The organism is Afipia sp. 1NLS2, assembly GCF_000178995.1.
Classification (GTDB): Bacteria; Pseudomonadota; Alphaproteobacteria; order Rhizobiales; family Xanthobacteraceae; genus Afipia.
In genome coordinates this window covers 339,948-354,501 of sequence record NZ_ADVZ01000004.1, presented here as the reverse complement: position 1 = coordinate 354,501, position 14,554 = coordinate 339,948, and the positions used below count along the sequence as shown (strand labels likewise).

The following is a 14,554-nucleotide window of genomic DNA, read 5'->3' as shown; positions in this document are numbered from 1 at the left end:
CTGTGTTTAGCTAGAGTACGTGGCGGCACCCTTCCCCGACGATCGATCATTTCCCTGCTTGCCGGACGGTTTCGCGCGCTGGTTCGCCGCGCGCGGCTGGGCGCCACGGGTGCATCAGCTCGCGCTGTTGGAAAAGGCTTTCGAGGGCCGCTCCGCGCTACTGATCGCGCCGACCGGTGCCGGCAAGACGCTGGCGGGCTTTCTGCCGACGCTGGTGGAACTGGGCTCGCCCAAACCCTCGCGCCCCAAGCTGGTTTCTACCGGACGCGACGTGCGGCAAGGTGAAGGCCTCCACACCCTCTACATCTCGCCTCTAAAGGCGCTCGCGGTGGACATCGCGCGCAACCTCGAGCGTCCGATTGTCGATATGAATCTGCCGATCCGGGTCGAGACCCGCACCGGCGACACGCCCGCCTCGCGCCGCCAGCGCCAGCGCCGTTATCCACCCGACATCATGCTGACGACGCCGGAACAACTCGCGCTGCTGCTGTCGTCCGACGATGCACCATATATGTTTTCCTCGCTCAAGCGCATCGTCCTCGACGAACTACATGCGCTGGTCACTTCAAAGCGCGGCGACCTGCTTGCTCTCGGTCTCACGCGGCTGTGGACGCTCGCGCCACAGGCGACGACCATCGGCCTCTCGGCCACGGTCGCTGATCCGCAATCGCTGTGCCGTTTTCTGGTCCCGCAAAAACAGAGCGAGGTTCGCGCCGCAGATCTCGTAATCGCCGATGCCGGAGCGGCGCCGATCGTCGAGATGCTCGACACACGCGAGCGCCTGCCTTGGGCCGGGCATTCGGCGCGCCATGCGCTGCACGAAATCTATGATCTCGTGAAAGCCAACAAGACGACGCTGATGTTCGTCAACACCCGCTCGCAGGCGGAGATGCTGTTTCAGGAGCTGTGGCGCATCAACGACGATAATCTCGCCATCGCCCTGCATCACGGATCGCTCGATGTCGCGCAGCGGCGCAAGGTCGAGGACGCGATGGCGGCTGGCAAACTGCGCGGCGTGGTCTGCACTTCCTCGCTCGATCTCGGCATCGACTGGGGCGACATCGACCTCGTCATCAACGTCGGCGCGCCGAAAGGCGCCTCGCGCCTGATGCAGCGGATCGGCCGTGCCAACCATCGCCTGGACGAGCCCTCGCGCGCGGTGATGGTGCCAGCCAACCGCTTCGAAGTGCTGGAATGCCGCGCCGCCATCGATGCGGTGGCGGAGAATGCGCAAGACACCCCGCCACTGCGCGCAGGCGCGCTCGACGTGCTGGCGCAGCATGTGCTTGGCCGCGCCTGCGGCGAGCCGTTTCTCGCGGACGAACTCTACGACGAGATTCGCAGCGCCGCGCCCTATGCGGACATCGCGCGTGCCGATTTCGACGATGTGATTGATTTCGTCGCCACCGGCGGCTACGCGCTGAAAAGCTACGAGCGTTTCGCGCGCATCAGGCAGGACAAGACCGGACGCTGGCGCGTCGCCAATCCGAAAGTGCGGCAGAGCTACCGGCTCAATGTCGGCACCATCGTCGAGGAGCCGATGCTGAAGGTGCGTCTCGTGCGTGCGCGGCGTGGTGGTAGCGGCGTGACCGGACCAATTGCGCGCGGCGGACGGCTGCTCGGCGAGATCGAGGAATATTTTATCGAGGGACTTGTGAGCGGCGACACCTTCGTGTTCGGCGGCGAGATCGTGCGTTACGAGGCGCTGATGGAAGATCAGGTCTATGTCTCTCGCGCCAATGACGCTGACGCCAAGGTGCCGTCCTATATGGGCGGCAAGTTTCCGCTCTCGACCTACCTTGCCGAGCGCGTGCGGCTGTTGCTGGCGGACCGCACAGCGTGGGCGCATCTGCCCGAGCAGGTGCGCGAGTGGCTGTCGCTGCAGGCGGCCTTCTCGCAAATCCCCGGCCCGCGCGAGCTGGTGGTCGAAACCTTCCCGCGCGCCGACAAGCATTATCTCGTCTGCTATCCGTTCGAGGGCCGTCTGGCGCACCAGACGCTTGGCATGCTGCTGACGCGGCGGCTGGAGCGCGCTCGCATGCGGCCACTGGGATTTGTCGCCAACGAATATGCCCTGGCGGTGTGGATGCTGGGCGATGCCTCGGCCGCGATCCGAAACGACAGGCTCGATCTCGATGAGCTGTTCAATCCCGACATGCTTGGCGACGATCTCGAAGCATGGCTCGCCGAATCCGCTCTGATGAAACGCACGTTCCGCACCTGCGCGGTGATCTCCGGCCTGATCCCGCGCCGTTTTGCCGGCGAGGAGAAGTCACGGCGGCAGGTACTGTTCTCGACCGATCTCGTTTACGATGTGTTGCGCAAGCACCAGCCCGATCATGTGCTGTTGCGCGCCGCCCGCGCCGATGCCGCTACCGGCCTTTTGGACATCCGCCGTCTCAGCGATATGCTGGCGCGCATCAAGCGGCGAATCACCCATCGGGAACTCGATCGGGTTTCGCCGCTGGCGGTGCCGGTGATGCTGGAAATCGGACGCGAGGCGGTCTATGGCGAAGCCTCCGACGTACTCTTGGCGGAAGCCGCCGAGGAACTCGTGAAAGAGGCGATGGCGCGGGATTCATGACGATTGCTTCAGCTACATCGGCTGCGCTGAATGTCGTGCGCATTGCCGGAATCGACATGATCGCCGATCTGTCTGGCGCGCTGTTCTGGGCCGAAGAGCGTCTGCTCGTCGTTTCCGATCTGCATCTGGAAAAGGGTTCGAGCTTCGCCACCCGCCGCGTGCTGCTGCCGCCTTACGATACGGCCGCGACACTGGCGAAGCTGTGTGCGGTAATCGCACGCCACGATCCGCGCAGAGTGATTTCACTCGGCGACAGCTTTCATGACCGCGACGCGCATCAACGGCTCGATATGGCTAATCGCGCAACGCTGACCAAATTGCAGACGGGACGCGACTGGATCTGGATCGCCGGTAATCACGATCCAGCCTTGCCGCGCGAGATCGGCGGTACGGTTGCCAAGGAAGTACGAATGGGGCCGCTGACCTTCCGTCATGAACCGACGGGGGCGCACGGCGAGATCGCCGGCCATCTTCATCCAAAGGCGCGGGTCAGCCAGCGCGGCCGTTCAGTTGAGCGCCGATGTTTTGCCAGCGACGGCTTGCGCGCGGTGATGCCCTCGTTTGGCGCCTATACCGGCGGACTCAGCATCCGCGATGAAGCGTTCAAGGCGATCTTCCAGACCTCCGCTTTCATGGCTCATCTTCTCGGCGATCGCCAAGTCCATCGCATCACAGCCGCGCGGTGCTATTGAGCGGCCAACAAACTGCTCGGGCCAAGCCAAAAAAACAAATCGCACTTGGAATTAATGCGCGGCTCAACTGGTTATGTGTCTTCGCCACAGCTTCTACGCAGAGCTATGTGTGCAAGCCACCATATACTCTCGGGACAGCAGGCTCGCGCGAACCTGCTGTCCCGAATAACCGCAGGGTCAGGCCGCAGAGGCCTTCTTGTTCACACCCTTCCGCATCGCGACGGTATTCAGCTTGGTGTTGGCGCCATGCTCTTCGTTGAGATTTGTCGTGAGAAGACGGACGATTTCATCATGGCCAGCGCTTTCGGCCCACGCAATGAGCGTGCCATATCGGCAAATCTCGTAATGCTCGACCGCCTGACAACTCGCAACGATCGCGGCATCGAGCACAGCCTTATCCTCTATCTCACCCGCGACCTCATCCGTCTCCTTGATGATCCCGTCGATTGCCGGGCAGGACGTCCCCTTGGGTTGCTGGCCGAGTTTTGCGAACACTTTGTCGAGGCGCTCGATCTGTTTGTAGGTTTCTTCCAGATGAGCCTTGAGGCCGGATACCAGATCGCGATTGGTCGCTTTTTCGATCACCTTCGGAAGTGCCTTGGTGATCTGATGCTCTGCGTAATAGATGTCCTGCAGTTGATGCAGGAGCAGGTCATCCATTGTTTTGATGTCTTTGCTGAAAATGCCCATGAGTCACTCCTTTATGATGGGCATTGAACACTTACATGTTCCGCAAGTTCCTTGTCGCCTCCACCCTACCCTTAGCCAGACTGAATGCTTGATCCACGACGCAGAGCCAGAGGTTTTCCGGTCGCTATCCTGAATTAGCCGTGGTGTGGATCGTCATCGCTACCTTTGGGGCTTGAAGCTTGCTACTCACCGGGAGGATCTCTACCCCGATCCTTCCTGCTCGCTTTTTGGGCACGAGCCTTATCCGTCGGTTACTCCTGAGCCTTTATCATCCAGCGATATTCCTTGAGTGGCGAGCTTCTGCCCCGAACGATTTTGTTCATTTCCCATAACGACCTCCGACAATTTGTCGTCGGCTTGAACAATTGGGCCTCACTGAGGTTTCCGGGAGAGCAATAAAAAGCCGCAACAACCGACGATAATCCTATTCGTCGATGATGCTATGCCCCTGCGGGTCGATCAACCGGCTCATCCGCCGTGCGGCAGCCAGCCCGAAACGAATCATCATCGCCTTGCGTGTCGGAGCAGACAGGCGATGTTCGGGCGCTTCACAATGCTGATAGGCGCCGTATCCGTCGGCTACGATCAATCCAGTATCGGGCGGGAAAAGATCGCAGGGCAATTCAGCTGGAAAAGCAAAAAACAGCCGGTCGCAATGTGCCCGGTAGATCTGCCATTTTCGGTCCGCGCGCAAATCCTCGCGAGAGGACTTGATTTCAACGATCCAGATATCGCCTTGCGCGTTCATCGACACCAGATCGGCTCGGCCACCAGAAGGTAACGGCAATTCCTCAATGCAAAAAAACCGAGCGAGGCGAGGAAACGCGACGTACCCCGCGCCACCAGACGCGCAGTTTCGGATTGGCGGCCATCGACGAGAGGCACCACAGCATTGAAAGGGGGGTGGGACATTCCGCCATCATAAAGGCAGGCATCGCTGCGGCCCAGAGGGAACATCGGCGACATCACCACATTACTTTCCACCGCGAAGCACCTGCAAGCACAGCTTCGCGGGCGCTTGTTTGCCCAACCAACCTCCGGGACGCGAAAGCGCTTAGGTCAAACCGAGCCTGCCGTGGCTTCCTGATATCGCAAGCAGCATCGTCACCAGGGGCTCGCTGCAACGCGAAATTTAACACAGTGGCAGACATTTCGCGCGGGACCGTGAGCGCCTTCTAAACTCCTTACGGAACCATCACACAGAAGAAAGGTTAACTCGCCGAAATCTACCAGCCTACTGCGAACAGTTTTACGGGAATGATCATGTCAATTTTAAAATGGGCACTGATTTTTTTAGTTGTATCTATTATAGCCGGATTGCTCGGCTTTACTGGAGTATCAGCTGCGAGCGCTGATATTGCGAGAATCCTGTTCTACGTTTTTGTGGTCATTTTCCTGGTATTGCTGATTTTAGGTCTTACGATATTTAAAGCGTGAGCCGATGATCGGCGGTTCGATTCAGCCTTAAAGGCTGGTTTTGAATCGTTGCGAAAGATTCTTCCAGGTCACACTTGTGTGCAGCCGACGCCAAACCCGCCGTCTTCCGACATACCAAGGACGGTACTTCCATGCTGCGGACAAAACCAACTTAAATGAGGAGAATTAATTCGAGCCGTTAGTCCTCACTTCGGCAATCAAGGCCATGCATGGCCACTGTTGGCGTCCTACGCCACCAACACCGAAGGACTGATGTCCATGCGCAATGTGAAAATGAAATGCGCTTGCTCGTTCAGGATCGCCAATTCCCACTCACGATCTTCTGAAATAGCCCGTCGATCATAGGCTGGGTTCCATTAAGATCGAAGGCATATGCCAAGATTACACTGGCGATGAAGATAGCCAGGCCTGTACTAACGCCAATCAGGAAGCCCTTCCCGAACCGGGCATTGTTGTTGATTGCATGTGAATAGACCTCCATTTTCATTTTAGGCCTCACAGGCATTCCGGAATCCTGTTGGGTCATGACCTGCTTCTAGCGTTTGGAGCGGGAGAATTTTGATTGTGCATTTCACCCGAACCATCCTGAAGATATGAACCGGGTCAACCAGGATCGCGATTGTTGAAATAAAATCGTGCACGTCTGCACCGTGCCAACCTCTTATGCGACATGCAATTTGTCTGACGTCCGAAAATCAATGCTGCGCAGGATAATCCCTGCAGGCCTACCCTCGAACTCGGCATCGAGGATCTTCCGCGCGGCTCGCTCCTCGATGCGTGGACGCAATCGCATGAACTGAGCTTCGCGCTGGCTTTCGCTTACTTTTATCGGCGAATCGAGATTGTCCATCGCCGAAGTGCTGATAGCGCAAGGCACCTCGGCGTCTCCATTCTTCATGGTGAACCGTACGACGTCTCGATCTGAATCGTAAGTTTTGAATTCGCCTTGAGCGAGTACCATGGCAACAATCCTCTTCTGCCGGCTCCCCTGCTCAGAGTCGATATCGGAGCGCCGTAACAGGGCTCCGCAGGATTTAAGCTCACCTAATGGTGGCCGTGACTGCCACCACCGTGACCGCCGCTGCTATGACCTCCACCGCCACGAGCCCCGCCGCCACGTCCAACGGCACCGCGGTTCACACTTCCGCTACGCGATCCGCGTGTAACAGCACCGGCACCGACGCGCCCCGGAGACCCTCTATGCATGCTGGATGGATGTCGACCGCCGTGTCCGCCAATATGACCGCCTCCCCGATGGTGCCAGCCATGCCAACCTACGCCACCACCCCAACCTAGTCCCCGGCGGAATGCGTAGCCGCACCAATAGAACCCAGGGCCGTGCCAGCCATCGTCATACCAACAGTAATTTCTTCCACCGAAAAAGAACTGAATCTGCTGAGTATCGCTTGGCAGCGGCATCGACGCCGGACCGCTGGCAGGAATCGCCATCGCTGGACCCGAAAGGAGCGAAGCACCTAAAACAAGCGAGGCTGCGAATATGATCTTTCTCATGCAATCTCCATGCGAATTCTCGAAGCCAATGCGAGGCTTCACAAGAAGTTCCATCCGCGGCTTCAAATATCGAAATGATCCAGTATCGGGAGCGGCCTCTTCTGAAAAAGCCCTTCACCGAGCACGATCAGGCTGAGGTCCTTAAGGGCCTTCTGCCATACTGATTCACGAGCACTCAGGAAAACTTCGACCGAGTCTGCTTCTCGCCGTCATAGATTTCGATTAGCAGCATCGGGTATCGACCCAATAGCTCAGTTGCCGCGATTTTCGCCGCCGCTTCATCCGGGTACTCGTTTTTGTAATGGCCATCTACGACCAGGGAAAAACCACTGGCGGGTGCCCGATCGGCGCGCTGGGCTTTGCGCGGCTGCTCTTCAGGCAGCAGGAGAGGCTTTTTCATTTTGGGTTCCCTATGCCGGCGGAATCCGTATTCGCCGAAGATGCGGCCTAGAGGCCGATGTCGCGATGCTACTTTTGCGGGAGAGCAGCCTCACGTCTTGGATATGGGTTCTTTTGATGGAAAAGCTACTCAACGCCCTATCTCATTATGGGCATCCGGTGTGGCTTTTGGGCGCGGATTGTCGCTTATGGCAGTGTCGCTAAGTCGTGAAGGCGCTGGTCCGGAACATTCAGGTCCATCGGGGAGTTGCTCCCGTCAACGACCGAAAGCACAAAATGAAAATCGCACAGATCGCGCCGCTTATGGAAAGCGTGCCGCCGCTCCTTTATGGAGGCACAGAGCGGATCGTGTCCTATCTGACCGAAGAGCTAGTGAATCTCGGTCATGATGTCACTTTATTCGCAAGCGGCGATTCGATCAGCGCGGCGAACTTGGTGCCCTGCGTACCGACGGCGCTCCGATTGGATAGTAGGATACGTGACACCATTCCATATTATATGCTGATGCTGGATCGCGTCCGGCAGCTTGCGGACGATTTCGATATTCTACATTTCCATATCGATCAGTTTCAATTTCCGTTGTTCAGGTCGATTGCGGGACGAACAGTCACCACTCTGCACGGCCGTCAGGACTTGCCCGACCTGCTGCCACTTTATATCGGCTTCGACGATATGCCGCTGGTCTCGATATCCAATGACCAGCGCCGCCCGGTGCCGAAGGCTAATTTCGCGGCGACCATCTATCACGGATTGCCGATCAACGCGCATACACCGACCTTCCAGCCAAAAGGTGGATATTTGGCCTTCCTTGGTCGGATCTCACCTGAAAAACGCGTCGATCGCGCAATCCAGATTGCGCGGGCACTTGGTATTCCGCTCAAGATCGCAGCCAAAGTGGACCGTGTAGATGAAGTGTATTACCGGACAGAAATAGAGCCCCTCCTCAAAGAACCTGGTGTGGAATTCATCGGTGAGATTAATGAGCAGGAAAAGACTCGATTTCTTGGTGACGCGCTGGCGTTGCTGTTTCCCGTTGACTGGCCGGAGCCGTTCGGTCTTTCGATGATCGAGGCGATGGCTTGCGGGACGCCGGTTCTGGCATTTCGTTGCGGCTCGGTGCCGGAAATCATCGACGAAGGAGTAACCGGCATTGTTGTCGAGACGATGGAGGATGCAATTGCAGCGTTGCCTCGGGTCGTTGCACTTGACCGGCAGAAGGTGCGCCAGCGTTTCGAACGCCGCTTCTCCTCCACGCGGATGGCGGAAGATTATGTAGACCTCTACCGCACTCTGCTCCACAAGTCGAAATCGGCGAGTGAGTTCGGACGCCTCCTGCCGTTGCAGACCGATGATACTGTAGCGGAAAAATTGGGACTTCACCTTGCATAGGCAAAAATCGGCTGAACCGCTCGTCGAGGAAGCCCAAGAGACGCCGTTTTATATTCCGGGGACGGACGCTTCCACGCGGCCTCGGCGCACTCTCAAGCACGGCGACTGTTTCGCGGTGCTGGATAGCCATGCCGACATCGGGACGGCCTTGGGAAGTCCCGATGGGATTTTCTATCGCGACACGCGTCACCTCTCGCGACTCGAACTTTTGATAAACGATAGCCAGCCGTTGTTGCTTGGCTCCAGCGTTCGCGACGATAACTCCGTCCTCACTGTCGATCTCACCAATCCCGACATCGAGTTGAACGGAAAGCTCGTGCAACCGAGGGACGTACTGCATGTGGTGCGCACATTCTTTCTCTGGGGCGGCAAGGCCTACCAGCGGCTGCGCATGCAAAACCATGACGACCGGCCTTTCGACGTGCGGCTCTCGCTCGCATTTGACAGCGATTTTGCCGACTTGTTCGAAGTTCGCGGGATGAAGCGGCCGCATCGCGGCATCGCGCGTGCGGTAGTCCATGGGATGACCGAGGTTTCATTGAACTATCTCGGCCTTGATGACCATCGTCGCCGTACTGTCCTGTTCTTCGAGCCCGCGCCGGAAAGTCTGTCCGGCAACAAAGCCTCTTATCGTTTCCAGCTTCTGCCTCAAGAATCCCGGTCGGTCTACCTGACGGTGAAATGCGATGACCCTATTGAAGCTGGGCCTCCCCTTCCCTTCCGGAAAGGTTTGCGCGCAGCGTTTCAGGAGCGGAAAAATGCGAGCCGCGGGGTGGCAACCATCACATCGTCGAATTCAATTTTCAACGAGATGATATGCCGGTCAATGTCGGATCTTGCGATGCTCACCACCGAGACGCCGCAGGGTTCCTATCCCTATGCCGGCATTCCCTGGTACTCGACCACGTTCGGACGTGACGGGGTTATCACCGCTTTGCAGATGTTGTGGTGCCATCCGAGTATCGCCAGAGGCGTATTGCAGCGGCTCGCCGCCTATCAAGCCAAAGATCACGATTTACTCGCGGATGCCCAGCCGGGGAAAATTCTGCATGAGATGCGTGGCGGTGAAATGGCCGCCTTGAACGAGGTGCCGTTCGGCCTCTATTACGGCAGCGCCGATTCCACGCCGCTGTTTGTGCTGCTGGCGGGACTCTACGCCGCGCACACCGGCGACATCGAAACCTTGCGTCATCTCTGGCCAAACGTGGAGGCCGCGCTCGGCTGGATTGATGGGCCGGGCGATCCCGACGGTGACGGCTTCGTTGAATACTATCGGACAAACGAAAACGGACTCGCGAACCAAGGCTGGAAAGATTCGCAGGATGCAATTTTTCATGCCGATGGATCGCTCGCCGAAGGGCCGATTGCACTGTGCGAAGTGCAGGGCTATGTCTACGCGGCAAAACGCTTGATAGCACAGGGCGCACGTCAGCTTGGCAAGCACGCCATCGCCGATACGCTCGATGCTCAGGCGACAGAGCTTGCCGAAAAATTTGATCAGGCGTTCTGGTGCGAGGAAATCGGCACCTATGCACTCGCCCTTGACGGCAACAAGCAGCCGTGCCGCGTGCGCACCTCGAATGCAGGCCAGGTATTGTTCAGTGGCATCGCGCCGCCGGAACGGGCCGAAAGGATCGTGGGCGGACTGATGAGCCCCTCATCCTTTTCGGGATGGGGCATTCGCACGGTCGCGCGCGAAGAGCACCGCTATAATCCGATGTCCTATCACAACGGTTCGATCTGGCCGCACGACAATTCTATCATCGCAGCCGGTTTTGCGCGTTACGGGCACAAGGGCGCGGTGGAGCGCATCTTCAAGAGTCTGTTTGACGCTGCGAGCTACATGGATTTGCGGCGGTTACCTGAATTGTATTGCGGTTTTCAGCGCGGCCGGCAGCGTGGCCCGACGCTTTATCCGGTTGCCTGTTCGCCGCAAGCCTGGGCGGCCGGCACACCACTTCTTCTTTTGCAGGCATCGCTCGGACTCGAGTTCGACCCCGGGCGCAACGAAATCCTTCTCCAAAATCCCCGATTGCCGCACTTTCTCGAAGATGTGACCCTGCGCAATCTGCAGCTGGGACAGTCGTCGGTGGACCTGTTGGTGCGCCGTCACGGTACGGAAGTGTCGCTTCAGGTGTTGCGTAACGATGGCCAGATTAGGGTCGCAGCCGTGTACGCCTCATGCAGCACGCCAGGTTAAACAGTTCGGCTTTCTCATCCCTTTACTTGTTGATGCAAATAATGTCGTGATCGCCGGCATCCTGCTTCAATGACAAGCGCCCTCGTCTTGCATCTCTAGCCATTCGCCAATTCAAGAAGGCTATGATTATCCAATTTCTTATGACCGTTCGCCATCAGGTCGTCGACCAGCTTCATCGCACGCCATCTGAAACATCTCCTGAACATGTTAAGCGAGCCGAGGAATTCATCGAGGCGAACTGGGATCAGCCGATCACTATGGAAAGCCTGACCCAAGTAACCGGGGTCAGCGCCCGTACCTTATTCCGGACATTCGAGAAGCTTCGCGGTTATTCGCCAATGGCCTTCGCTAAGAAAGTCAGAATCGATCGCGCCCTCGCCATTCTCAGGAAACCGAATGCGTCTACCACGGTGACAGGCGTGGCTCTTGCGCATGGATTTCTTAACCCGGGACGTTTCGCGCACGATTACTGGACTATGTTCGGAGAGTTGCCATCGGAAACGCTCAATCGAATCTATCGGACCGATATCAAACTGGCGGTCCGAAAACCCTGACCGTGAGCTTCGCCCAAGTGCGGAGGGCACTAAATGAAAGTTAGATACGTAAACGATAAGCGCTCCCTGATTGATATGGATCAATCAGTAGCCGAATCGACACGCTTTTATTTTCGGCGCGGAGAACTTGGCTATGAAATGCTCAAATCCAACTCGAGGACCGTTCGGGGTTGATGAGCTTAGGCGAGCGCTTGATGGTCTCGTCGATAGTCTCCCGCTCTCGCAACGAACTCCGTCCATAAAGGCTTGCCTAGCACAACAGCTTGCGTCACTGGCTATGGCCAACAAGATTCGTAGCATTGAAGATCTCTCGGAAGTGGCCCTTCGAGATATTGCTAATAAGTGCCAAGATTGCCACGGGTGCGATGGCATCAACGTCCAACGACCCGCTCCAGAAAATAGGAAAAAATAGATACGCTACGGGTAGAATGCGGAGCTTTTCACCTTCTAGGGGTAGAGAATTAACTTGAGAGGCCAGCTTCTTTCACGCAGTCGTTATTGGGGAGGTTTTTAAGTACCGATATCGTCCATCCTATCTCCTGAGCGGGTATGGGAGGTTTCGATGGATCAGTTCATTCACTTCGAGAACATCCGCCACTACCGAAAGCTGCTGGAAGAAGAGCGAAACGAGGAAAAGCGAAACATCCTCCATAAGCTTCTGGCAGAAGAAGAAGCCAAAGCTATTGCCGGTCATCCTGCGGACTCTGTCGATAAATCTGTGATGCCTTGATTGCGCGCAAGTAACGTAATCGCCCCATCGGCGCTGGCGCATAGTCTGGTACGCGGTGTGACGCGTGCGTGTTTGAATATCAATACAGCGCAGATAAACGCGAGCATCGCGACAATCGCGCCTTTCATTAACATACCTCAATTTTGATGGTTGGAAGGTCGGTAACCTGGGCTCGCCGCTTGGGCATATGATGGCGGCTAGAGCCCGGCCGGGATTTAAAGGGTACCCCTGCTCGGCCGGGCTGACCTATCGCAGTTGCCGCGATTCGCATGGCTCCGACGGTGGCGATCCAATCCCGAAGCGCCTCGGCGACGAACTCAGGGCCATTGTCTGAACGTATGTGCGCAGGGATGCCCCGCGAGACGAACAACTCGCAGAATGCCTCGATGACGTCGGTGGCCTTGAGCTTCCGTGCCACACGGATGGCCAGGCTCTCACGACTGAACTTGTCGATGATGCACAACATCTGGAGCGCCTAACCATCGTCGGTGCGGTCAGCGACGAAGTCATAGGACCAGACATGGTTGGGCTGCAGATCCGACACCGCTCGTCGGAGACGATTGTTCTCAGTCTCCAGCTCGTTGAGTCGCTTCACCTGATCGCCCTTCAGGCCACCGTACTCGTTTCGTCATCGATAGTACGTGACTTCCGTCACGCCTATCGCTCGGACCGCGTCTGCGACCTGCCGGCCCTGTGCCATCAACACAGCAACCTGCCGAAGCTTCGCAACGATCTCTTCAGCCGTATGCTTCTTTCTTGCCATCGATCTATCTTCCATCCGAAAATCATACTTCAGGGAGAACCACTTGATGATTCATGTCAGCTACGACTTCGATACTGCAACCTTATTTGGAATATCGACGCCTCACCTTTCATACCTCACTCGTTTCGAATAGGGCGCGGCGTCGACTATAGTTGCTTTCTCGTAACCCTAAGCTCAATCTGAGCTGCCAGCAGGTGCCTTGATTCTAGTCTACTATCGCCATCGAGGTTATTTCCGAGTTCGTTGCGCCAAGACCGTGCTCGTTCCAGTAAAAATAACGCAATAATGAGAATTCCCGCTAAGCTTAGCGCGCCTTGCCAGTAAGATAGGCCCGCGAGATCAGTAAAGATCAGCTTTGGTCCCGAACCGATCAGTTCGCGGTCAAGCCACGGTTGCATGTAGGAGAAAGCGACCGCGCCAAACAGTCCTCCCAGAAGCGTAAACAACGCGTCCTTGTAACCCACACCTACTTGAGCGAGTGTTGTCCCAGGACAAGCACCTGACAGCGCAATTCCCGCGCCGAGCAACAATCCTCCCACCAAATCTGCTGCATATAGCGTTGCTTTAGGTTGAAGCTTGACAAAGCCAAAACCATTGAGGACCGCGAGCACGACGGCTCCGGTGGCAACGGCGGAGAGGAATACCTTAAGCATGATGAAATTGCGGAGCTGCATTTGGCCGACAATCATCCCTGGTTCAAATACGCGCGATTTCTCCAAGGCAAATCCGAATACTATCCCCATTAAAATGCCAACCATGATAGCTGCTGTGATCGACATAATTGCCTCCTTTTTTCAAATGCGCCGAAGCGCGACCGATGCTGTCGCAATTCCGCCGACAAACATGGCAAACACTGCGATAGTTGATCCAACAGACAGCTGCGCAATTCCCGATAAGCCGTGGCCGCTAGTACAACCATCTGCTATGCGGGCGCCGAACAACATCAAAAATCCTCCCGAAAAGGCGACCGCGTAGCGCACGGCGCAAGACGACGAACCCAACGCACGTGTCCAAATTGGAGAAATTGGTTCTCGCTGTGCTCCTGACATCTTCATTGAAATAAAAGCACCGATCGCAATGCCGCCAACCATCGCAACTTGCCAAAGATTTTTGGCGGTAATGGCAACGTGCTTGGCAACGTAATCGTTCACCAGTAACGACGGATCGATCAGGCTGACAGCCGCTCCTCCCACTGTCACATAAGCCGACGAAGCGCCAAGCGCCGTTTCAATCAACAGAAATGCGGGGATTTGCAGCAGGCCAATTATCAGTCCGGCTGCGTATGGCGACCAAGCCTTGGAAGTGAGCGCATACATATTTATGTCTCCCGTATGATCGATAAAAGCTAGGATGAATGCAGCGCCGCATGTTGACATAACTCAAATCAGAGCACCCCTAAACCTGTTGCAATAATGTTCAGGTGTCCGGTGCCAAGTTTGCTGCAGGTTACGGCAGGCGCAATCGTATGGAATTTCAGTCCATCATGCTCTTGCAGAGCCTCGCGCGCGTCTCAGCCGTCAGCGAGCGAACTTTGGTGGCACGAAGCGGATATTGCTCTCTCCGCCATATATTAGGAGGCGACTGATCCAATTGAAGCAAGGTGG

General features: G+C 56.8%; 13 protein-coding genes and 2 pseudogenes. 7 read left to right on the top strand and 8 right to left on the bottom strand.

All coding sequences use genetic code 11. The annotated features are described in order from the left end of the window. Positions 1–19: 19 nt before the first annotated feature. Positions 20–2,584: a ligase-associated DNA damage response DEXH box helicase gene (locus AFIDRAFT_RS15820; protein WP_009340573.1), complete on the top strand. Its 2,565-nt coding sequence runs from the start codon at positions 20–22 to the stop codon at positions 2,582–2,584. Beyond that, the gene (gene pdeM, locus AFIDRAFT_RS15815; protein ID WP_009340572.1) at positions 2,581–3,276 is read left to right on the top strand and encodes a ligase-associated DNA damage response endonuclease PdeM; all 696 of its coding nucleotides are present in this window, start codon (positions 2,581–2,583) and stop codon (positions 3,274–3,276) included. The genes AFIDRAFT_RS15820 and pdeM overlap by 4 nt, the downstream gene beginning before the upstream one ends. Before the next feature lie 177 nt (positions 3,277–3,453). Here pdeM and AFIDRAFT_RS15810 read toward each other — a convergent pair whose 3' ends face one another. Both AFIDRAFT_RS15810 and AFIDRAFT_RS15805 read right to left on the bottom strand, forming a co-directional pair. After that, positions 3,454–3,966, bottom strand: coding sequence for a YciE/YciF ferroxidase family protein (locus tag AFIDRAFT_RS15810; RefSeq protein WP_009340571.1), 513 nt, complete (start codon positions 3,964–3,966; stop codon positions 3,454–3,456). A 424-nt stretch (positions 3,967–4,390) separates the two neighbouring features. Then, positions 4,391–4,878 (bottom strand): annotated as a pseudogene (locus tag AFIDRAFT_RS15805) (MmcB family DNA repair protein). Positions 4,879–5,229: 351 nt separating this feature from the next. On the opposite strand from AFIDRAFT_RS15805, the gene AFIDRAFT_RS15800 reads away from it, so the two are divergent. Continuing rightward, complete coding sequence (locus AFIDRAFT_RS15800; protein ID WP_040298549.1) at positions 5,230–5,403, top strand: DUF1328 domain-containing protein; 174 nt, start codon at positions 5,230–5,232, stop codon at positions 5,401–5,403. Positions 5,404–5,695: 292 nt separating this feature from the next. Here the strand turns inward: AFIDRAFT_RS15800 and AFIDRAFT_RS15795 are convergent, their stop codons facing one another. From AFIDRAFT_RS15795 to AFIDRAFT_RS15780, 3 genes are all read right to left on the bottom strand, one after another. Then, entirely contained in the window at positions 5,696–5,929 is a 234-nt protein-coding gene (locus AFIDRAFT_RS15795) for a hypothetical protein (protein WP_244469106.1), read from the bottom strand. Between the two features lie 135 nt (positions 5,930–6,064). Beyond that, complete coding sequence (locus AFIDRAFT_RS15790; protein WP_009340568.1) at positions 6,065–6,364, bottom strand: DUF1488 family protein; 300 nt, start codon at positions 6,362–6,364, stop codon at positions 6,065–6,067. Positions 6,365–7,090: 726 nt separating this feature from the next. Further along, complete coding sequence (locus AFIDRAFT_RS15780) at positions 7,091–7,315, bottom strand: hypothetical protein (RefSeq protein WP_009340566.1); 225 nt, start codon at positions 7,313–7,315, stop codon at positions 7,091–7,093. Between the two features lie 275 nt (positions 7,316–7,590). Between AFIDRAFT_RS15780 and AFIDRAFT_RS15775 the strand changes: the two genes are divergently transcribed. The 4 genes from AFIDRAFT_RS15775 to AFIDRAFT_RS20080 all read left to right on the top strand — a co-directional run bounded on the left by AFIDRAFT_RS15775 (position 7,591) and on the right by AFIDRAFT_RS20080 (position 12,187). Next, positions 7,591–8,703, top strand: a complete 1,113-nt coding sequence (locus AFIDRAFT_RS15775; RefSeq protein WP_009340565.1) for a glycosyltransferase family 4 protein — start codon at positions 7,591–7,593, stop codon at positions 8,701–8,703. Then, positions 8,696–10,903: an amylo-alpha-1,6-glucosidase gene (locus AFIDRAFT_RS15770; RefSeq protein ID WP_009340564.1), complete on the top strand. Its 2,208-nt coding sequence runs from the start codon at positions 8,696–8,698 to the stop codon at positions 10,901–10,903. The genes AFIDRAFT_RS15775 and AFIDRAFT_RS15770 overlap by 8 nt, the downstream gene beginning before the upstream one ends. A gap of 122 nt (positions 10,904–11,025) precedes the next feature. Continuing rightward, positions 11,026–11,457 (top strand): helix-turn-helix domain-containing protein, encoded by a 432-nt coding sequence (locus tag AFIDRAFT_RS15765; protein WP_009340563.1) that lies wholly within the window; start codon positions 11,026–11,028, stop codon positions 11,455–11,457. 562 nt (positions 11,458–12,019) lie between these two features. Continuing rightward, entirely contained in the window at positions 12,020–12,187 is a 168-nt protein-coding gene (locus tag AFIDRAFT_RS20080; RefSeq protein WP_009340561.1) for a hypothetical protein, read from the top strand. A gap of 283 nt (positions 12,188–12,470) precedes the next feature. Here AFIDRAFT_RS20080 and AFIDRAFT_RS19875 read toward each other — a convergent pair. From AFIDRAFT_RS19875 to AFIDRAFT_RS15745, 3 genes and pseudogenes are all read right to left on the bottom strand, one after another. Further along, positions 12,471–12,950 (bottom strand): annotated as a pseudogene (locus AFIDRAFT_RS19875) (DDE-type integrase/transposase/recombinase); the annotation flags it as partial. A 146-nt stretch (positions 12,951–13,096) separates the two neighbouring features. Then, positions 13,097–13,729: a YeeE/YedE thiosulfate transporter family protein gene (locus AFIDRAFT_RS15750; protein WP_009340558.1), complete on the bottom strand. Its 633-nt coding sequence runs from the start codon at positions 13,727–13,729 to the stop codon at positions 13,097–13,099. Positions 13,730–13,744: 15 nt separating this feature from the next. Then, entirely contained in the window at positions 13,745–14,266 is a 522-nt protein-coding gene (locus AFIDRAFT_RS15745) for a YeeE/YedE thiosulfate transporter family protein (RefSeq protein ID WP_009340557.1), read from the bottom strand. Positions 14,267–14,554: the final 288 nt, after the last annotated feature.